General features: G+C 72.8%; 16 protein-coding genes. All 16 read right to left on the bottom strand.

All coding sequences use genetic code 11. The features are described from left to right. Positions 1–17: 17 nt before the first annotated feature. Entirely contained in the window at positions 18–863 is an 846-nt protein-coding gene (locus tag QE401_RS12265) for an outer membrane protein assembly factor BamD (RefSeq protein WP_307138479.1), read from the bottom strand. Positions 864–1,008: 145 nt separating this feature from the next. Next, on the bottom strand, positions 1,009–1,290 hold the full coding sequence (locus tag QE401_RS12260) for a UDP-3-O-acyl-N-acetylglucosamine deacetylase (protein ID WP_307138478.1): 282 nt from the start codon (positions 1,288–1,290) through the stop codon (positions 1,009–1,011). Positions 1,291–1,294: 4 nt separating this feature from the next. Further along, positions 1,295–2,020 carry a UDP-3-O-acyl-N-acetylglucosamine deacetylase gene (gene lpxC / locus QE401_RS12255; RefSeq protein WP_307138477.1) on the bottom strand — a complete coding sequence of 242 codons (726 nt, stop codon included), beginning with the start codon at positions 2,018–2,020 and terminating at the stop codon, positions 1,295–1,297. Positions 2,021–2,286: 266 nt separating this feature from the next. Beyond that, the gene (ftsZ, locus tag QE401_RS12250; RefSeq protein ID WP_307138476.1) at positions 2,287–3,900 is read right to left on the bottom strand and encodes a cell division protein FtsZ; all 1,614 of its coding nucleotides are present in this window, start codon (positions 3,898–3,900) and stop codon (positions 2,287–2,289) included. Positions 3,901–3,961: 61 nt separating this feature from the next. Next, a complete protein-coding gene (gene ftsA / locus QE401_RS12245) occupies positions 3,962–5,254 on the bottom strand; it encodes a cell division protein FtsA (protein ID WP_307138475.1) in 1,293 nt (430 codons plus the stop codon). Then, on the bottom strand, positions 5,251–6,162 hold the full coding sequence (locus tag QE401_RS12240) for a cell division protein FtsQ/DivIB (protein WP_307138474.1): 912 nt from the start codon (positions 6,160–6,162) through the stop codon (positions 5,251–5,253). Before QE401_RS12240 ends, ftsA begins: the two co-directional genes overlap by 4 nt. Then, a complete protein-coding gene (locus QE401_RS12235) occupies positions 6,152–7,063 on the bottom strand; it encodes a D-alanine--D-alanine ligase (RefSeq protein ID WP_307138473.1) in 912 nt (303 codons plus the stop codon). Before QE401_RS12235 ends, QE401_RS12240 begins: the two co-directional genes overlap by 11 nt. Next, positions 7,060–7,974, bottom strand: a complete 915-nt coding sequence (gene murB, locus QE401_RS12230; RefSeq protein ID WP_307138472.1) for a UDP-N-acetylmuramate dehydrogenase — start codon at positions 7,972–7,974, stop codon at positions 7,060–7,062. The genes QE401_RS12235 and murB overlap by 4 nt, the downstream gene beginning before the upstream one ends. A gap of 8 nt (positions 7,975–7,982) precedes the next feature. Then, a complete protein-coding gene (gene murC / locus QE401_RS12225; protein WP_307138471.1) occupies positions 7,983–9,419 on the bottom strand; it encodes a UDP-N-acetylmuramate--L-alanine ligase in 1,437 nt (478 codons plus the stop codon). Next, entirely contained in the window at positions 9,419–10,534 is a 1,116-nt protein-coding gene (gene murG, locus QE401_RS12220; protein ID WP_307138470.1) for an undecaprenyldiphospho-muramoylpentapeptide beta-N-acetylglucosaminyltransferase, read from the bottom strand. Before murG ends, murC begins: the two co-directional genes overlap by 1 nt. Then, a complete protein-coding gene (locus tag QE401_RS12215) occupies positions 10,531–11,655 on the bottom strand; it encodes an FtsW/RodA/SpoVE family cell cycle protein (RefSeq protein ID WP_475638086.1) in 1,125 nt (374 codons plus the stop codon). Before QE401_RS12215 ends, murG begins: the two co-directional genes overlap by 4 nt. Further along, entirely contained in the window at positions 11,652–13,040 is a 1,389-nt protein-coding gene (gene murD / locus QE401_RS12210; RefSeq protein WP_307138468.1) for a UDP-N-acetylmuramoyl-L-alanine--D-glutamate ligase, read from the bottom strand. The genes QE401_RS12215 and murD overlap by 4 nt, the downstream gene beginning before the upstream one ends. Position 13,041: 1 nt before the next feature. Next, entirely contained in the window at positions 13,042–14,130 is a 1,089-nt protein-coding gene (gene mraY / locus QE401_RS12205) for a phospho-N-acetylmuramoyl-pentapeptide-transferase (RefSeq protein ID WP_307138467.1), read from the bottom strand. Then, positions 14,127–15,551 carry a UDP-N-acetylmuramoyl-tripeptide--D-alanyl-D-alanine ligase gene (locus QE401_RS12200; RefSeq protein WP_307138466.1) on the bottom strand — a complete coding sequence of 475 codons (1,425 nt, stop codon included), beginning with the start codon at positions 15,549–15,551 and terminating at the stop codon, positions 14,127–14,129. The genes mraY and QE401_RS12200 overlap by 4 nt, the downstream gene beginning before the upstream one ends. Then, the gene (locus QE401_RS12195) at positions 15,548–17,035 is read right to left on the bottom strand and encodes a UDP-N-acetylmuramoyl-L-alanyl-D-glutamate--2,6-diaminopimelate ligase (RefSeq protein WP_307138465.1); all 1,488 of its coding nucleotides are present in this window, start codon (positions 17,033–17,035) and stop codon (positions 15,548–15,550) included. Before QE401_RS12195 ends, QE401_RS12200 begins: the two co-directional genes overlap by 4 nt. Continuing rightward, entirely contained in the window at positions 17,022–19,115 is a 2,094-nt protein-coding gene (locus QE401_RS12190) for a peptidoglycan D,D-transpeptidase FtsI family protein (RefSeq protein WP_307138464.1), read from the bottom strand. The genes QE401_RS12195 and QE401_RS12190 overlap by 14 nt, the downstream gene beginning before the upstream one ends. Positions 19,116–19,118: the final 3 nt, after the last annotated feature.

The following is a 19,118-nucleotide window of genomic DNA, read 5'->3' as shown; positions in this document are numbered from 1 at the left end:
GACCGGACCGCGCCGGCTCAGAACACCGAGTTCCAGGCGCGGCTGAGGAAGCCGGGGCGGTCCTGCGGGGCGGGGGCGGCGCCATCGACCAGCAGGGCGTAGGAATCCTGGTACCAGGGGCTGCCCGGATAGTTGTGGCCCAGCACGCTGGCGGTCTTGCGCGCCTCCTCCGTCAGGCCGAGGGCCAGATAGACCTCGGTCAGGCGGTGCAGCGCCTCGGGCACGTGGTTGGTGGTCTGATACTCCTCGACCACCCGCTTGAAGCGGCCGATGGCGGCGGTGTAGAGGCCGCGCGCCTGGTAGAAGCGGCCGACGATCATCTCGCGCCCCGCCAGGTGGTCGCGCGCCAGATCCATCTTCAGCCGGGCGTCGCGCGCATAGGCGCTGTCCGGGAAGCGGTTCACCACATCCTGCAGCTGGGCCAGCGCGGTTTCCGTGCCGCGCTGGTCGCGCTCGGCATCGACGATCTGCTCATAGTAGCAGAGCGCGCGCAGATAGTAGGCATAGGCGATGTCGCGATGCGCCGGGTGCAGCTGGATGAAGCGGTCCAGCGACCCGATGGCCTCGGTGTAGCGGTTGCGCATGTACTCCGAATAGGCGGACATCAGCTTCGCGCTGGTCGCCCAGGTGGAGTAGGGGTGGTTGCTCTCCACGGCGTCGAACATCTCGACGGCCTGCTGGTAGCGCTCCTGGCGCAGGGCATCGATGCCCGCGGCATAGAGCGCCTCCGGCGACTGGTCGGCCGTGGAGGCCCCGGGTCGCAGGGAGCTGTCTTTGCCATCCCAGGCCGAGCAGGCGCCCGCCAGCAGCGGGGCGGCCAGGATCAGGGAAAGGCGGAGAGTCCGGTTCAGACGGGTGCGCATGGCGCCCGCTCTATACCATGCGGCATGGGCGGGACGGCAAGGGGGCCGGGTCATCTTGCCGTGCTCCGCGTCGCCGCCAGCCGGCGAAAGGGACGCGGCCAGGGCCGGTTCGCCCTGCGGCTGCAACGCCACCGCGGCGCGGCCTTCAGGCCGCGACCGGCTCGGCGGCGCGCTGCGCCGGGGCCGGGGCCTGCGCGGCGGCGGGCGCCGGAGTCGCCGGCACCGGAGTCGCCAGGGCGGCGGCCACCGGGACGGCGAGGGAGAGCAGCGCCTCCTCCTGCCAGCGCCAGGCGGTGGCATCGGCGAACAGCGCCCGCAGCAGGCGGTTGTTCAGCGCATGGCCGGAGCGGCTGCCGGAGAAGCGGGCCGAGAGCGGCGCGCCGGCCAGGGCCAGGTCGCCCACCACGTCGAGCAGCTTGTGGCGCACGCATTCATCCGGATGGCGCAGCCCGCGCCGGGTTCAGCACCAGCGGGCCGTCCACCACCACGGCATTGTCCAGGCTGCCGCCCTTGGCCAGGCCGGCGGCGCGGGCACGCGCCACATCCTCGGCCAGGGTGAAGGTGCGGGCATTGGCCAGGCCGGCGCGGAAGGAGGCCTCGGTGACCCGCAGCGACAGCGCCTGATGGCCGATGGCGGGCGAGGGGAAGTCGATCTCGAGATCCGCCTCGAAGCCCGGCGTGGCGGTCGGGTGCAGCTCGGCCCAGGCGGCGCCTTCCTCGACCCGCACGCTCTTCAGCACCTCGATGGTGCGGCGCGGCAGGGCGCTGGTGATGGTGCCGGCGCAGTCGATCAGGAACAGGAAGGGCGCGGCCGAGCCGTCCATGATCGGCACTTCCGGCCCGTCCACCTCGATCAGCGCGTCGTCGATGCCGCAGGCGGCCAGCGCCGCCATCACATGCTCGATGGTGCCGATGCGCGCCTGCGGATGGCCCGGCAGCGACAGGGCGGTGCAGAGCCGCGTGTCGGAGACCAGGTCGAAGCGGGCGGGGATGTCGAGGCCGAGATCGATGCGGCGGAAGGTGATGCCGCTGCCGGCGGGGGCGGGACGCAGGGTCAGGCTGGCGCGCAGGCCGGAATGCAGGCCGACACCCACGCAGCCAATGGCCGCCTTGAGCGTCTTGCGCCGTTCCAGAGCCGTTGCGAGGAAACCGTCCATTACCAACCTGCCATCATTTCAGTCGGGAAACGCACCAGAGGCCGTTCCGTCAGCGTCTAGATGGCAGCGTGGCAGGGCCAGGGCGAGTCAACGCTTATTACCGATTATTTCCGTCGAGCTTCGCTTGATAAGTGTCTGGCGAGTAAGGGATTTTGCGATGCAAAAAGCCCCGCGCCGGGGGCGCGGGGCTGGGTCCTGTGACCGGGGGCGGCTCGCGGGGCTGTGTCCGCCCCGGCCCGCCTCCGGCCTCCGTCCGCTGTCAGACGTCAGTTGTTCTGGCGGCGCAGGAAGGTCGGGATGTCGAGGCCCATCTCCTCCGCCGGCGGGGCGGCGGGGGCGGCGGCGGGGGCCTGGCGCGGCGCGGCCGGGGCCTGCGGCGCGGCGGCCTGCTGCGGCGGCAGCGGGCGGGCCGCGTCGCCCTCGGTGGTCAGGTTGCGGCGCATCAGCCCCGTCGCCTTGCGGAACAGGTTGAAGCCGCCCGAGCTGGCCGGGGGCGCGGAGACCGGCGGCGGCGCCATCGGCCGCGGCGCGGCGGCCGGGGCGCGCATCTCGGCATGCGCCAGCGGCGCCGGCATGTCCTCGGGCGAGGGCGCCTCGACCGGATGCGCGGCCGGCGCCTCGAAGGAGACCGGCGGGTTCATCGAGGCCGGCGCCGGGGTGGCGACGGGCGCCATCGGCGCGACCGCGGGGGCCATGCCGGCCGGGCGGCGCGGCGCGCCGGCATTCGGGCCGCCGACGCGCACCGGGGAGGCGGGCTGCGGCATCACCGGGCGCGGCGCGGCCGGGGCGCCCGGCACGCTGCGCGGCGCCGCGGCGCCGGGGATGCTGGCGCTGGCCACCGCCTGCACCGGCGCCTGGGCGCCGCCGCCGACCGCGACCAGCTTCGGCCGCTCCACCCCATGCTCCTGGATGGCGTCGATGCCCGTCGCGACCACCGAGACGCGCAGGCGGCCGTTCATGTCCTCATCGACCGAGGAGCCGAAGATGATGTTGGCTTCCTCATCCACCTCGCGGCGGATGCGGTTCGCGGCCTCGTCGACCTCGAACAGCGTCATGTCGTAGCCGCCGGTGATGTTGATCAGCACGCCCTTGGCGCCGAGCATCGAGGTGTCCTCGAGCAGCGGGTTGCTGATCGCGGCCTCGGCCGCCTTCACCGCGCGGTCCTCGCCCTCGGCCTCGCCGGTGCCCATCATCGCCTTGCCCATCTCGGCCATGACGGTGCGGATATCGGCGAAGTCCAGGTTCACCAGGCCGGGATTGACCATCAGGTCGGTGACGCCGCGCACGCCCATATGCAGCACGTCATCGGCCATCTTGAAGGCCTCGGCGAAGGTGGTCCGCTCATTCGCCTTGCGGAAGAGATTCTGGTTCGGGATGACGATCAGCGTGTCGACATAGGATTGCAGCTCGTCCAGCCCGGCCTCGGCGGCGCGCTTGCGCTTCGGCCCCTCGAAATCGAAGGGACGGGTCACCACGCCCACCGTCAGGATGCCCCGCTCGCGCGCCATGCGCGCGATCACCGGCGCAGCACCCGTGCCCGTACCACCGCCCATGCCCGCCGTGATGAAGACCATGTGCATGCCCTCGAGGTGGCGCGCCAGATCCTCGGTCGCCTCCTCGGCGGCGGCGCGGCCGATCTCCGGCTTGGCGCCCGCGCCCAGGCCCTGCGTCAGGTGCGGGCCCAGTTGCACACGCCGCTCGGCGCGGCTGTGCACCAGCGCCTGCGCGTCGGTGTTCGCCACCAGGAACTCCACGCCGTCCAGGCCCATCGCGATCATGTTGTTGACGGCGTTGCAGCCGGCACCGCCAACACCGATCACGGTGATGCGCGGACTGAAATCGGTGTGCTGCTGGCGCGGGATCGTCAGGTTCAGCGTCATTGCAGCGTCTCTCCTCGCGAATCGGGCATCGTTGGGCGTGGCGAACCGGGCGCAGATTGCATCAGACGCGGTCGCGAAGCCAGTTGACGAAACGGGTAAATCGCGAGTTTCCGCGATCCGGCCCGGGGTCGATATCGAGCAGCGGGCGGCCCTCGCCGGCCCCCCAGGCAACAAGCCCGAGGGTCGTGGCGAAATCAGGGCCTTGCGCCGTGTCCGGCAGGCCGCGCAGCGGGAGCGGACGCCCCAGCCGCACCGGCCTGTCGAGGATCTGCGCGGCCAGTTCGCGCAACCCCACCAGCTGGCTGGCGCCGCCGGTGAGCACCACGCGCGATCCGGCGTCGCGGCCGAGCGCCGCGGCATCCAGACGGTCGCGCACCAGTTCCAGCGTCTCCTCGATGCGCGGCCGGATGATGTTGATCACCGTGCTGCGCGGGATGCTGACGAGATGGTCCTCGTCCTCGCCCACCTGCGGCACCATCACCATGGCCTTGGCGTCGTCGCCGCCATCGAGGGCGCTGCCGTCGAGGATCTTGATCCGTTCCGCATGGGCGATCGGCGTCGCCAGGCCGCGCGCCAGATCGTTGGTGACCTGCCAGCCGCCCACCGGGATCTGCGCCGTGTGCAGCAGATGCCCCTCGCCATAGACGGCGATGCTGGTGGTGCCGCCGCCCATATCGACCACCGTGGCGCCGAGCTCGCGCTCATCCTCGACCAGCACCGAGAGGGCCGAGGCATAGACCGCCGAGACCGGCTCGTCGATGTCGAGATCGCAACGATGCAGGCACAGCCCCAGATTGCGCAGCGAGGCGGAGGCGGCGTCCACCAGGTGCAGCTGCGCCGCGAGCGATTCGCACAGCATGCCGCGCGGGTCCTTGACCCCGGGCGTGGCGTCGATGGTGAAGCTCAGCGTGTCGGCATGCACCGTCTCCCGCCCCTCGGCGGCGGCGCGGCGGCGGCTCTCGTTCAGCACCGCGCGCAGGTCGGAATCGGTCACCGCGCGGCCGCCGATCGGCCACTGGATGTTCATCAGCCGGGAATCCGGCTGGCCGCAGGAGAGGTTGACGATGGCGCTCGTCAGCTTGTGCTCCGCCGCATCCTCGGCCTGGGCGACGGCGGCGCGGATGCACTGCTCCGCCTCCTGCATGTCGATGATGTTGCCGCCCTTGATGCCGCGCGCCTTCTGCCAGCCGCAGCCCAGCACGCGCGGCTGGCCATCCGCCTCCAGCCTGGCGATCAGGCAGACGATCTTGGTGCTGCCGATGTCGAGCACGCCGAAGGGCCCGCTGCGCGCGCGGCGGCGGCGCGAGGCCGGCGGCGCCTCGGCGGGCAGCGGGAAGGGCAGCGCGCGGCTCACCCGCGGCCGCTCCGGCGCTGGGCCTGGCCGCGCTGCGGCTCGGGCTCGGGGCTCGGCAGCTGGCGCACCACCAGCCGGTCGGGCAGGCGCAGATCGATCGCGGCCAGCGGCCGGTCCATCAGCGCGGAGCTGCGCTGCAGCTCGGCCAGGCGCTTCACCGCCACATCCTCATGCGCCTCGGGCAGCAGCACATCGGTGCCGTTGTGCAGGCGGAGATTCCAGCGCCGCTCGCCCACCAGCACCAGCGCCTGCACGCGGCGCTGCACCTCGGGCTCCTGCTTCAGCGCGTCATAGAGCGCGGCGCCGAGCCGGTGCGCGCCATCGCCCACCAGCAGCGGCAGCGGGCCGAAGGCGTCCAGCGTGTCGGCCGAGACGACGCGGCCATCGCGGTCCACCACGGCGAATTCGCCATTGTGCTGCCAGATGGCGAAGGGCTTCCGCTCGGTGATGGTGACGGTGATGTTGCCCGAGAGGTTGCGCTGCACCTCGGCGCTCTCGATCCAGGCGATGCTCTCCAGCCGCGCCTTGGCCTGGGCGGGGGAGAAGGCGAGCAGCGGGTCGCCATGGCGCGTGCCGATGGCGGCGCGGATCAGCTCGCGCGGCGTGTTCTGCTGGCCGCGCACGATGATCTCGTTGACGGTGAGCCCGGCGCCGCCGGCGATCTCGGCGATGTTCTCGGAGACGAAGCTGAAGCGGCCGGCCGGATCGAAGGCCGAGACCACCACGACGCCGGCGCCGAGGACGCCGAGGCCGGCCAGGCCCAGCAGCGCCGGGCGCAGCAGCGGGCGCTGCCGGCGCAGCCACAGGCGCAGGCTGCTCGGCCGCTGCGGCGCGGCGTTGCGCGGGCGGGCGCCGTCGGAGGAGAGGCGCGTGCGGTCCTCGTTGCGGGGGCGGGCGCTACGGGCCATGGCGCGCCTCCCGCACCATCCAGGCGCAGAGCTCGGCGAAGCTGATGCCGCAATGCGCCGCCTGCTCGGGCACCAGGCTGGTCGGCGTCAGGCCCGGCTGGGTGTTGACCTCGAGCAGCGCCAGCTTGCCGGTGGCATCGTCATAGCGGAAATCGGAGCGGCTGACGCCGCGGCAGCCCAGCGCCTGATGCGCGCGCAGCGCGGCGGTCTTGGCGGCCTCGGCCACATCCGCCGGGATCTCGGCGGGGATGGTGTGCTGGCTGCCGCCGGCGGCGTATTTCGCGTCGTAATCGTAGAAGACATGGCCGGTGCCGATCTCGGTCACCGCCAGCGGCCGGTCGCCCATGACGGCGACGGTCAGCTCGCGCCCGGCGATGTATTCCTCGGCCATGATCTGCGGGCCGAAGCGCCAGCCGCGCGCGATCTCGGCGCGGCGGTTGTCGCCTTCCTTCAGGATCTCGACACCCACCGAGGAGCCCTCGCTCACCGGCTTCACCACATAGGGGCGCTCCAGCGGGTCGGCGGCTTCCAGCTCGGCCGGCGTCACCACGCGGTGCTCGGCCAGCGGCAGGCCATGCGCGGCGAACACCGCCTTGGCCGCCGCCTTGTCCATGGCGACCGAGGAGGCGCGCACGCCGGAATGCGTGTAGGGAATGCCCAGCCAGTCCAGCACGCCCTGCACGCAGCCATCCTCGCCGAAGCGGCCATGCAGCGCGTTGAACACCGCATCCGGCTTCGCCGCCTGCAGCGCGCCGACCAGCGCCGCCAGGTCGGACGTCACCTCGACCGGCGTGACGCGGAAGCCGGCCTCGCGCAGCGCCGTGACGACCTGGCCGCCGGTGGAGAGGGAGACCTCCCGCTCGGTCGAGATGCCACCGAAGAGAACCGCGACATGGATCATGCGGCGTGCTCCCCGATGCGCCTGATTTCCCATTCCAACATCACCCCGCTCTGCGCCGCGACCCTGGCGCGAACGGCCTCGCCCAAGCTTTCCAGTTCGGAAGCCGTCGCAACGCCGAGGTTGAGGAGGAAGTTGCAGTGCTTTTCCGAAATTTGTGCATCGCCCTGGCGCAGCCCGCGGCAGCCGGCGGCGTCGATCAGCGCCCAGGCCTTGTGGCCGTCCGGATTCTTGAAGGTGGAGCCGCCGGTGCGGGCGCGCACGGGCTGGCTCTCCTCGCGCGCGGCGCGGATGGCGTTCATCTTCGCGGCGATCGCGGCCCTGTCGCCCGGCGCGGCGCGGAAGCGGGCGCGCACCACGATGCCATCCGCCGGCAGGGCGGAATGGCGATAGGTGAAGCCGAGCTCGGCCGCCGTCAGCCGCAGCAGCCCGTCGGGCGTCGCGACCTCGGCCCAGTCCAGCACGTCCTTCACCTCGGCCCCATAGGCGCCGGCATTCATGGCGACGGCGCCGCCGATGGCGCCCGGAATGCCGCAGAGGAATTCCAGCCCGGCGAGGCCGGCGGCGGCGGCGTGTTCGGCGACGGTCGCATCCAGCGCGGCGGCGCCGGCGACCAGCCCGTCATCCTCCACCAGGATGTCGGAGAAGCCGCGCGCCAGCTTGACCACGATGCCGCGCACCCCGCCATCGCGCACCAGCAGGTTGGAAGCGGCGCCGATGATGGTCAGCGGCAGCGCGCGCGGCCGGTCGCGCAGCAGCAGCAACAGATCGTCCACATCGGCCGGGCGCACCAGCCATTCGGCCGGGCCGCCGGTGCGGAACCAGGTCAGCGGCGCCAGGGCCGCGTCCTGCTGCACCCGGCCGCGCAGCGGCGGCAGGGCAGGGGGCGCGGTATGGGCGTCGTGCAGCGGCATGGCGCGGCTCATCCCCGGCTTCCGGCGATGCGCGGCCCGCGCGGCTGCAGGGCGGAGAGCTTCTCCGGCAGCGCATGCGCCCAGGCGGTGATGTTGCCGGCGCCGAGGCAGACGACATAGTCGCCCGGCTTGGCGATGGCGTTGATCATCTCCGGCAGGCTGTCCGGCCCCGGCAGGGGGACGACGCTGCGATGGCCATGCGCGCGCAGCCCGTCCACCAGGGAATCGCGATCGGCGCCGGGGATGGGCTGCTCGCCGGCGGCATAGACATCGGCCACGATCACCGTGCCGGCGTCATTCATGCACTGGCAGAATTCCTCGAAGAGCTGCTTCAGCCGCGAATAGCGGTGCGGCTGCACCACGGCGATGACGTCGCGCGCCCCGGCCTGGCGGGCGGCCTTCAGCACGGCGGCGATCTCCACCGGGTGGTGGCCGTAATCATCGATGATCTGCACGCCATTCACCTCGCCCACCCGGGTGAAGCGGCGCTTGACGCCCTTGAAGCCGAGCAGGGCGGAGCGGATCGTGCCCTCGTCGATATCCATCTCGATGCCGACGGCGATGGCGGCCAGCGCGTTCTGCACATTGTGCTGGCCGAGCATCGGCAGGCGCATCGGCTTTAGGCTGCGGCTGCGCCCGGTGAGGCGGTCCTGCACCGTCACCTCGAAGGTGGCGCCCATGCGGTCGGTGATCAGCCGCTCGGCCCGCACATCCGCCTGGGGCGAGAAGCCATAGGTGATCAGCCGCCGGTCGATATGCGGGATCATCGCCTGGACATTGGGATGGTCGGCGCAGAGCACGGCGAAACCATAGAAAGGAATATTGCCGACGAACTGGGCATAGCCCTGCTTCATCGCCTCCTCGGTCCCCCAATGGTCGAGATGCTCGGGGTCCATGTTGGTGACCACGGCGGCGACGGCGGGCAGGCGGAGAAAGGAACCGTCGCTCTCATCCGCCTCGACCACCATCCAGTCGCCCTCGCCGAGGCGGGTGTTGGTGCCATAGGCGTTGATGATGCCGCCATTGATGACGGTGGGATCGAGCTTCGCCGCCTCCAGCACGGTGGCCACCAGCGAGGTCGTCGTGGTCTTGCCATGGGTGCCGCCGATGGCGATGCCCCATTTCAGGCGCATCAGCTCGGCCAGCATCTCGGCGCGGCGCACCACCGGGATCAGCCGCTGGCGGGCGGCCACCACCTCGGGGTTGTCGCGCTTCACCGCGGTCGAGGTGACGACGACCTGCGCGGCGCCCAGATTGCCGGCATCGTGCCCGACGGTCACCGGAATGCCGGCGGCGCGCAGCCGCTCGACATTGTAGCCCTCGGCGATGTCGCTGCCCTGCACCTGGTAGCCGAGATTGTGCAGCACCTCGGCGATGCCCGACATGCCGATGCCGCCAATGCCGACGAAGTGGATGGGACCGATATTGAGCGGCAGGGCGCGCATCACGAGACTTCCTGAGGACGGCGCGCTTCGGCGCGGGAGAGAACGAGGTCGGCCAGCCGCGACGCGGCATCCGGCGCGGCCAGGCGCGCGGCGGCCTCGGCCGCGGCGGCCAGCGCCGCCGGGTCGCCGAGCAGCGCGGCGAGCTGACCGGCCAGCGCCTCCGGCGTGCAGCCGGGCTGCGGCATCACCACGGCGGCGCCGCTGGCGGCGAGCGCCCTGGCATTGGCGCTCTGGTGGTCGTCGATGGCAGAGGGCAGCGGCACCAGGATGCCGGGCCGCCCGGCGCAGGCGAGTTCGGCGACGGTCGAGGCGCCGGCGCGGGCGATCACCAGATGCGCCGTGCCATAGAGCCCGGCGACATCGCCGAAGAAGGGGGCGAGCTCCGCCGGCACGCCCAGCGCCTCATAGGCGGCGCGCACGCGCGGCAAATCCTCGATGCGGCATTGCTGCACGATGGAGAGCCGCGTGCGCAGCGGCGCGGCCAGCAGGCCGATGGCCGCCGGCACCACATCGGAGAAGATGCGCGCGCCCAGGCTGCCGCCGATGACGAAGAGCCGCAGCGGCCCCTGCGGCGCGGTGAAGCCCTGGCCGGCGAGCGCGGCCAGCGCCGGGCGCACCGGATTGCCGACCAAAGCGGTGCGGGTGCCGGCCGGGATGCGGCTGGTGTCGGTGAAGGACAGCGCCAGCATGTCGGCGCCGCGCGCCAGCAGCCGGTTGGCGCGGCCCAGCACCGCGTTCTGCTCGTGCAGGATGGTGGCCGGGCGCCGCCCGCCCAGGCTGCGCGCGGCCAGCAGCGGCGGCACGCAAGGATAGCCGCCGAAGCCCACCACCGCCTGCGGCCTGAGGCGCGCCAGGATGCGCCGCGCCTGCAGCGTGCCGGCGGCCAGCGCCAGGGCGCCCTTGGCGGCGCGCTGCAGCCCGCGCCCGGCCAGCCCCGCGCCGCGCAGCACGAAACGCTCGGCATCGGCGAAGGCCGGGCTGGAATAGTCGGCGCTGCGGGCATCGGTCATCAGCGCGATGCGGTGGCCGCGGCGCAGCAGCTCGGCCGCCAGCGCCTCGGCCGGGAAGAAATGCCCGCCGGTGCCGCCGGCGGCGATGACGATGGGGGGGCTCATTCCTCCTCCATCCGCGCCAGGCGCCGCCTTGTCAGCGCCAGCAGCATGCCCATGCCGAGCGCGACGGCCACCACCGAGGAACCGCCATAGGAGATGAAGGGCAGCGTCATGCCCTTGGTCGGGATCAGGTGCAGCGCCGAGCCCATGTTGATGAAGGCCTGCAGGCCGAACTGGGTCAGCAGCCCGGTGGCGGCCAGGATGGTGAACATGTCCTTCTCGCCCAGCAGCCGCAGCAGGCCGCGCAGCACCACGAAGCCGAACAGCGCCAGGATCAGGATGCAGAGGATCAGGCCGAATTCCTCGCCGGCGACGGCGAAGACGAAATCGGCATGGGCGTCGGGCAGCATCGCCTTCAGCCGGCCCTCGCCGGGGCCGACACCCAGCAGCCCGCCATGGCCGAAGGCCTCCATCGCCACCTGCACCTGGTAGGTGTCGCCCGAGGCGGGGTCGAGGAAGCGGTCGATGCGGCTGCGGAAATGCGGCAGCACGAAATAGGCGCCGATGCCGCCCATGATGCCGGCGATGCCGCAGCCGGCCACCAGCACCATGTTGATGCCGGCGACGAAGAGCTGGGCGCAGAACACCGAGCCCACCACCACCAGCATGCCCATATCGGGCTGCTTCACCAGCACCGCGGCGACCACCAGGAACAGGGCGCAGGCGCCGAGGGTCGCGCGCCAGCCCAGGCTGCGCGCCTCGGCCAGCAGCCAGGCGGCGACGACGGCGAAGCAGGGCTTGAGGAATTCCGAGGGCTGCAGCGTCATGCCCGGCAGGTGCAGCCAGCGCCGCGCGCCCTTGATCTCGACGCCGATCGACAGCGTCGCCATGGTCATCAGCAGCGCCACGGCGAAGCCCAGCAGCGCCAGGCGCCGCACCTGCTTCACCGAGAAGAGCGAGATGACGACCATGGCGCCGGTGGCCAGCGCCAGGAAGAAGACCTGCTTCAGGATGAACAGGTCGCGCGAGGAGGCGCCGATGCGCTCGGCGACACCCGGGCTCGCCGCCAGCAGCATGACATAGCCGAAGCCCACCAGGGAGAGCAGCGCCGCCAGGGTCCAGCGGTCGACCGTCCACCACCAGCGGCCGAGCACCGAGGTATCGGCACGGGACAGGGCCATCACGCATCCTCCGGCAAGGCGGCGACAAGGGCGCGGAACGCGTCGCCGCGCGCCTCGAAGCCGCTGAACTGGTCGAAGCTGGCGCAGGCGGGGGAGAGCAGCACGGTGCCCACCCCCTCGGCGCGGGCGGCGGCGAAGGCGGCCGGCACCGCGTCCTGCAGCGTCCCGGCGATCTCGGCCGGGATGCCGTGCCGCGAGAGGGTCGCGGCGAAATCCTCCGCCGCCTGGCCGATCAGCACGGCGCGGGCGATGCGCGGAAACAGCGGCGCCAGCCCCTCGATCCCGCCCTGTTTCGGCACGCCGCCGGCGATCCACACCACCCGGTCATAGCTCGACAGCGCCGGGGCGGTGCTGTCGGCATTGGTGGCCTTGCTGTCATTGACGAAGAGGATGCCGGCGCGGGTGCCGACCCGCTCCTGCCGGTGCGGCAGGCCGGGGAAGCTGGCAAGCCCCGCGGCGATCTCGGCCCGCCCCAGGCCGAGGGCGAGGGCGGCGGCGACCGCGGCGGCGGCGTTCTGCGCATTGTGCGGGCCGGGCAGGGCGGCGGCGCGCTCCAGATCGGCGATCGGCCCCTGCGCGTCGCGCAGCAGCCGCCCCTCGGCCCAGACGCCGCCCGGCTGGGGCGCGTGGCCGGAGATCGGCACCACCCGCGCGGCGCGGCCCTCGGCGAAGCGCGGCCCCCATTCATCGTCCATGCCGATGATGGCAAGGTCGCCCGCGCCCTGGCGATCGAAGAGATGCGCCTTGGCCGCGGCATAGCCCGCCATGTCGCCATGCCGGTCGATATGGTCCGGGGTCAGGTTCAGCATGACGCCAAGGTCGAATCGCAGCTCCGCCAGCCGCTCCAGCATGTAGCTGGACATTTCCAGGACATAAATCCCGTCCTGGTTGAGAATCGGCAATCCGATGGCCGCCGGGCCCAGATTGCCGCCCACCGCGACATTGCGGCCGGCGCGGGCCAGCAGATGGTGCAGCAGGGCGGTGGTGGTGGACTTGCCATTGGTGCCGGTGATGCCGACGAAGCGGGCCGCGCTGCCGGCCGCGCGCACCGCGCGGTAGAGCAGCTCGGCATCGCAGAGCACCGGCACGCCGGCCGCCCGCGCCGCCGCCGCCGCCGGATGGGCGCGCGGCAGAAGATGCGGGATGCCGGGGGAGAGCAGCAGCGCGTCGAAGGGGAAGCCGGCCAGGGCCGCCGGGTCGCCGACCGGCAGCCCCTCGGCCGAGGCGGCCTCGCGCGCGGCCTCGCCATCATCCCAGCACAGGATCTCGGCGCCCCATTCCGCCAGGCGGCGCGCCGCCGGCAGCCCGGCCCGGCCGAGCCCGACCACCGCCAGGCGCTGGCCGGCGAAGGGGCGGAAGCCAGGAGGGGTGGGGGCGGCGCCGCTCATCTCAGCGGATCTTCAGCGTGCTGAGGCCGACGAGGGCCAGGATCATGGCGATGATCCAGAAGCGGATCACGATGGTGGGCTCGGCCCAGCCCTTCTTCTCGAAATGGTGGTGCAGCGGCGCCATCAGGAAGACGCGCCTGCCGGTGCGCTTGTACCAGAAGACCTGGATGATGACCGAGACGGTCTCCACCACGAACAGCCCGCCGACGATGGCCAGCACGATCTCATGCTTGGTGGCGACGGCGACCGCGCCCAGCGCGCCGCCCAGCGACAGGCTGCCGGTGTCGCCCATGAAGACCTTGGCCGGCGGCGCGTTGAACCAGAGGAAGCCGAGCCCCGCGCCGATCAGCGCCGAGCAGAACACGGCGAGCTCCGCCGTGCCGGGCACGCCGTTCAGCTGCAGGTATTCGGCGAAGAGGCGGTTGCCCACCAGGTAGGAGATCAGCCCGAACACGCCGGCCGCCAGCATCACCGGCACGGTGGCCAGGCCATCCAGCCCGTCGGTCAGGTTCACCGCGTTGGAGGCGCCCATCATCACCAGCATGGCGACCAGCGGGAACAGCATGCCGAAATGGATCAGCGCGTCCTTGAACACCGGCATGGCCAGCTTGCCGGCCAGCGCGCCCGGCATCAGCGCGGTGATCCAGAGGGCGGCGACAAGGCCCACGCCCGCCTGCACCACCAGCTTGGTCTTGCCGGAGACGCCCTTGGTGTTGCGCTTGGTGACCTTCAGCCAGTCATCCCAGAAGCCCAGCGCGCCATAGCCCAGCGTCACCAGCAGCACCGCCCAGACGAAGCCGTTGCGCAGATCGGCCCAGAGCAGGGTGGAGATCGTCAGCCCCAGCAGGATCAGCACGCCGCCCATGGTGGGCGTGCCCTTCTTGGTCAGCAGGTGGGAATCCGGCCCGTCGGTGCGGATCGGCTGGCCGCCATTCTGGAAGCTTTTCAGCCAGCGGATCACGGCGGGGCCGAAGAACAGGCTGATGAACAGCGCCGTCATGCACGCAGCACCCGCCCGGAAGGTCACGTAGCGGAACAGGTTGAACAGGATGAACCCGTCCGGCTGCGAGGACAGGAGGTTGAAGATCATGAATGCGCCCCTTCGTGCGGCGCGGCTTCCCCAGCCGGCGCCGCCGATGCCAGGGCCCGGACCACCACCGCCATGCGGCTGCCCAGGGACCCCTTGACCAGAATGACATCGCCCGGACGCACGGCCTGCCGCACCAGCGGGGCCAGTTCATCGCTGCTGTCCCGATGCGCAGCCCGCCGGTTCTCCGGCAGGGCGTCAAACAGGCCGCGCATCAGTGCACCGCAGCAAAATACCATATCCGCCGCCGCCAGCACATCCGGGAGCAGGGATGCGTGCAGCGCGGGGCCATGTTCGCCGAGCTCCCGCATGTCCCCCAGGACAGCAATGCGGCGCCCGCCGGGGCCCGGAATCTGGCTGCCCAGCACGCCGAGCCCGGCGCGCATCGCCGGGGGCTGGCCATTATAGCTGTCATCGATCAGCAGGGCCGATCCACCGGGCAGGTCCAGCATCACCCGCCCGCCGCGCCCGGCGCCCGGACGAAATTCCGTTAATGCGGCCAGGAAGCCGGCCCGGTCGGCGCCCAGCGCCTCGGCCACCGCGATGGCGGCCAGCGCGTTCAGCGCCAGATGCCGCCCCGGGGCGGCCAGCGCCAGCGTTGCTTCCGTGCCGCGCAGCGAGAGCGTCGCCATGCCGGATTCGGGGGCGCCCCGGTAGCCGAGCAGGCGGTAATCGGACGCGGCGTCGGCGCCGAAGGTGATCACGCGCAGCCCGGCCGCCTCGGCCCGGCGCGCCAGGGCCGGGAAACTGGAAGAATCACGCGGCAGCACCACCGGCGCACCCGGCGCCAGCCCCTGCATGATGTCGGCCTTCTCCTCGGCGATCTCCTCGAGCGAGCCGAGATGGCCGATATGCGCGGCCTCCACCGTGGTGATGGCGGCGACATGCGGCGCGGCGAGGCGCGCCAGCGGCGCGATCTCGCCGCGATGGTTCATGCCGATCTCCAGCACGCCATAGGCGGCGTCGCGCGGCATGCGGGCCAGCGTCAGCGGCAGGCCCCATTGGTTGTTGTAGCTGGCCACCGCCGCATGGGTCGGCGCCAGGGCCGACAGCCCGTGCCGCAGCATCTCCTTCGTGGTGGTCTTGCCGACCGAGCCGGTGATGGCGGCGATGCGGGCAGTGCTGCGGGCGCGCGACGCGGCGCCGAGGGCCTGCAGCCCGGCCAGCGTCTCGGCCACCCGAAGCAGCGGTGCATCCGCGGCGACGCCCGGCGGGTCGCGGTCGACCAGCGCGGCGGCGGCGCCGCGCGAGAGCGCATCGGCCACGAAATCATGCCCGTCGCGGGCGTCGCGCAGCGCCACGAACAGCTCGCCCGGGCCGGTGGCGCGGCTGTCGATGCCGACCGAGCGGATCTCCAGGCCCTCCGGGCAGGTGCCGCCGGTGGCCTGGTTCAGCTCGGCGGAGGTCCAGAGCGGCGCGCTCATGCCGCCACCCCGGCCAGGCGGCGCACCGTCTCGGCATCGTCGAAGGGGTGGGTGACGCCCTGGATGGTCTGGCCCGGCTCATGCCCCTTGCCGGCCACCGCCAGCACATCGCCGGGGCCGAGCGCCGCGAGCCCCGCCGCGATCGCCGCCGCGCGGTCGCCGATCTCGGTGATCGCGGCGCCGCCCGTCATGCCGGCGCGCACCGCGGCGCGGATCGCGGCCGGGTCCTCGCTGCGGGGGTTGTCGTCGGTCAGGATGGCGTGGTCGGCCAGGCGCGACGCCACCTCGCCCATCAGCGGGCGCTTGCCGCCATCGCGGTCGCCGCCGGCGCCGAAGATGACATGCAGCTTCCCCTCGGCATGCGGGCGCAGCGCGGTCAGCAGCCGCTCCAGCGCATCCGGGGTGTGGGCGTAGTCGACATAGACCGCGGCGCCGCCCGGCAGCCGGGCGGCCAGCTCCATGCGGCCGCGCACGCCGGCGAGGCGCGGCAGCAGCCCGGCCACCGTGTCGGCGGCCATGCCGGCGGAGACGGCGAGGCCGGCGGCCAGCATCACATTGTCCGCCTGGAAGCGGCCGGGCAGCGCCAGCAGCAGCTCGGCGCGGCGGCCATAGATGGTCAGCTCCAGCGCCTGGCCATCCGGGCGCGGCGTGTGGCGCAGCAGGCGGATCGCCTCGCCGGCCTCGCCCACCGTCGCCAGCCGCAGATGCCGGCGGCGGGCCACGGCGCGCAGCGCCTCCAGCATCTCGGGCGCCATGTCGGCATTGGCGACGGCGCCGTCGCCCTGGTCCAGCAGCGTGTCGAACAGCCGCAGCTTGGCCGCCGCATAGGCCGCCATGCCGCCATGATAGTCAAGATGGTCGCGCGTCAGGTTGGAGAAGCCGGCCGCCGTCAGCCGCAGCCCGTCCAGCCGGCGCTGCTCCAGCCCGTGCGAGGAGGCCTCCAGCGCCACCTTCTGCACGCCGGCGCGGGCCAGCCCGGCCAGCGTCGCATGCAGCGCCACCGGGTCGGGGGTGGTCTGGGTCGGCGTCTCCGGGAAGCCCGGGGCGCGCAGGCCGAGCGTGCCGAGCGAGGCCGCCTTGCACCCCGCCAGGGTCCAGATCTGGCGCAGGAAATCGACCGTGCTGGTCTTGCCATTGGTGCCGGTGACGGCGACCGCGATGGCCGGCTGCTGGCCATGGAAGGCGGCGGCCATGCGCGCCAGGGCGCGGCGCGGGTCGGGGTCGGTCAGCAGCGGGCGCGGCGGCACGCCGGGCGGCCAGTCGGTGCCTTCGGGCGCCAGGATGGCGCTGGCGCCCTGCGCCACGGCGTCGGCGATGTAGTCGCGCCCGTCGAACCGGGCGCCGGGCAGGGCGGCAAACAGGAAGCCGGGCTGCACGGCCCGGCTGTCGGCGGTCAGGCCGGCGATGTCGAGCCCGCCCGGCGTGCCGCCGCCGCGGGCCGGATGGGCGTCCGGCGCGCGGCGCAGCAGGTCATCGAGGCGCATGGACCGGCTCCGCGGAGGTCAGGCGCAGCGGCACCGGCGGCGGCAGCGCGCCCGGGCTGGCCGGGATCGGCATCAGCCCGCGCGGCACCACCGGCGGCGCGGCATCGCCGCCGCCGCGCGGGGCGGGGGCGCTGGCGGGCGCATTGCCGGCCGGGGCATTGCCCTGGGCGGGGCGGGCCGGCGCGGTGCGCGGCGGCTGCGCGGCGGGGCGGCTGGCGGCCGGCGCGACGCCGCCGGTGCTGCCCGGTGCGGCGGCGGTGGCGGGCGCGCCGGAGGGGCGCGGCCCGCGCCCCGGCTGCAGCGGGATCGAGGTGGCGGCGATGATCGCCGGATTCGCCGGATCCTCCGGCACCAGGCCGAGGATCGGCGCGATGCGGCTGATCACCGTGTTGGCGGCGGGGGCGGCCACCCAGCCCGCCGTGGCGTAGCCATGGCTGCGGGCATTGGGCGAGGGCTCGTCGACCATGACGTAGAGCGCGTAGCGCGGCGCCTGGATCGGGAAGGCGCCGACGAAGGCAGCGATGCGCTTGTTCATCAGGTAGCCGCCATGCGGCCCGGTCTTCTGCGCCGTGCCGGTCTTGCCGCCGACGAAATAGCCCGGCACCTCGGCGCCGCGCGCCGAGCCGTCGGTGACGACCAGGCGCATCAGCCGGCGCATGATCTCGCTGGTGCGCTCGCTGATGATGCGGGTGCCCTCGCGCTGCGCGCCGGGCGGCAGGGCCAGCAGCGTCGGCTGGCGCAGGATGCCGCCATTGGCGATCGCCGCCGCCCCGGTCACCACATGCAGCGGCGTCACGCTGATGCCGTGGCCGAAGGAGATCGTGTACATGTTGATGTCGCGCCAGGCATTGGCCGGCGGCACCAGCGGCAGGGCGGTCTCGGGCAGCTCGATCTGCTGGCGCGACAGCATGCCGGCGCGCTGGAGGAATTCGCGCTGGCGCTGCGGCCCGAAGGTCGCGGCCATGTGCGCCGCCCCGAGATTGGACGAATAGGCCAGCATCTCGGGGAAGGTGATCCAGCGATTCTTGCCCTTGTAGTCGCTGATCGTGAAGCGGCCATAGCGGATCGGGCGCGAGGCGTCGAAGGTCGAGCTGTAGACATTGGCCGTGCCGTATTCCAGCGCGGCGGCGGCGGTGAACAGCTTGAAGGTCGAGCCCGGCTCATAGACGCCGACGGTGACGCGGTTGAAGCGCTGGTCGGGCGTCGCGCCGCCGATATCGCCGGCGTCGTAATCCGGCAGGCTGACCATGGCGACGACCTCGCCGGTGTTGATGTCGAGCACCACACCCGCGCCGCCGATGCCGTTGAAGTCGTTGATCGCCTGGTTCACCGCGTCGCGCATGGCCAGCTGCACCCGCACATCGATCGACAGCCGCAGCGGCGTGCCGCGATCGGTGCGCAGCTGCTCGTCGAAGCGGCGCTCGATGCCGGAAATGCCGTTGCCGTCGACATCGACATTGCCCAGCACATGCACCGCGGCGCGGCCCTGCGGGTAGTAGCGGCGCTCCGCCTCCTCGAAATCCAGGCCGGCGATGCCGAGGTTGATGACGCCCTGCTGCTCGCGGGGCGTCAGCGCGCGGGCGACATAGACGAAGCCGCGATCGCCCGAGAGCCGCTCGACCAGCCGCTCGCGGTCCAGCTGCGGCATCACCGTGCGCAGCTTGTCGGCGACCTCGGCCGGGTTCGGGATGACGCGCGGATTGGCCACCAGCGCGGTGACCGGCAGGGAGATCGCCAGGATCTCGCCATTGCGGTCGGTGATCGGCGCGCGGCTGGCGGCATGCGCCGCCGGCGGCTGCAGCGCGCGCACCGCGGCGTTCAGCCGCTTCGGCTCGGCGGGCGCGATCACCGTGGACCAGGTGGCCTTCATGGCGACGGCCAGGAACAGCGCGCCGAAGCCCAGCGCGGCGACCACCAGCCGGCCGCGGCTGCGCTCCAGCTGGGCGCGGCGGGCGAGGTCGGGCTGCGTCACCCGCACCGTCACGCCGGGGGCGGCGGTGGCGCCGTAATCGGCCGGCGGCGGGCCGGCCGGGCGGCGCAGCGGCGGCGAATCGGGGGAGGGGGGCGGCAGATGGGTCATCGC

This window comes from Pseudoroseomonas cervicalis (assembly GCF_030818485.1).
Lineage (GTDB): Bacteria > Pseudomonadota > Alphaproteobacteria > Acetobacterales > Acetobacteraceae > Pseudoroseomonas > Pseudoroseomonas cervicalis_A.
The sequence above is the reverse complement of the archived record's forward strand: the minus strand, read 5'-3'. Positions and strand labels throughout refer to the sequence as shown.

Excerpts from the sequence above, each read along its gene's own strand:
- QE401_RS12265 (WP_307138479.1), bottom strand. The coding sequence starts at position 863 with ATGCGCACCCGTCTGAACCGGACTCTCCGCCTTTCCCTGATCCTGGCC.
- lpxC (WP_307138477.1), bottom strand. The coding sequence starts at position 2,020 with ATGGACGGTTTCCTCGCAACGGCTCTGGAACGGCGCAAGACGCTCAAG.
- ftsZ (WP_307138476.1), bottom strand. The coding sequence starts at position 3,900 with ATGACGCTGAACCTGACGATCCCGCGCCAGCAGCACACCGATTTCAGT.
- QE401_RS12240 (WP_307138474.1), bottom strand. The coding sequence starts at position 6,162 with ATGGCCCGTAGCGCCCGCCCCCGCAACGAGGACCGCACGCGCCTCTCC.
- QE401_RS12235 (WP_307138473.1), bottom strand. The coding sequence starts at position 7,063 with ATGATCCATGTCGCGGTTCTCTTCGGTGGCATCTCGACCGAGCGGGAG.
- murB (WP_307138472.1), bottom strand. The coding sequence starts at position 7,974 with ATGCCGCTGCACGACGCCCATACCGCGCCCCCTGCCCTGCCGCCGCTG.
- murC (WP_307138471.1), bottom strand. The coding sequence starts at position 9,419 with ATGCGCGCCCTGCCGCTCAATATCGGTCCCATCCACTTCGTCGGCATT.
- murG (WP_307138470.1), bottom strand. The coding sequence starts at position 10,534 with ATGAGCCCCCCCATCGTCATCGCCGCCGGCGGCACCGGCGGGCATTTC.
- murD (WP_307138468.1), bottom strand. The coding sequence starts at position 13,040 with ATGAGCGGCGCCGCCCCCACCCCTCCTGGCTTCCGCCCCTTCGCCGGC.
- mraY (WP_307138467.1), bottom strand. The coding sequence starts at position 14,130 with ATGATCTTCAACCTCCTGTCCTCGCAGCCGGACGGGTTCATCCTGTTC.
- QE401_RS12200 (WP_307138466.1), bottom strand. The coding sequence starts at position 15,551 with ATGAGCGCGCCGCTCTGGACCTCCGCCGAGCTGAACCAGGCCACCGGC.
- QE401_RS12195 (WP_307138465.1), bottom strand. The coding sequence starts at position 17,035 with ATGCGCCTCGATGACCTGCTGCGCCGCGCGCCGGACGCCCATCCGGCC.
- QE401_RS12190 (WP_307138464.1), bottom strand. The coding sequence starts at position 19,115 with ATGACCCATCTGCCGCCCCCCTCCCCCGATTCGCCGCCGCTGCGCCGC.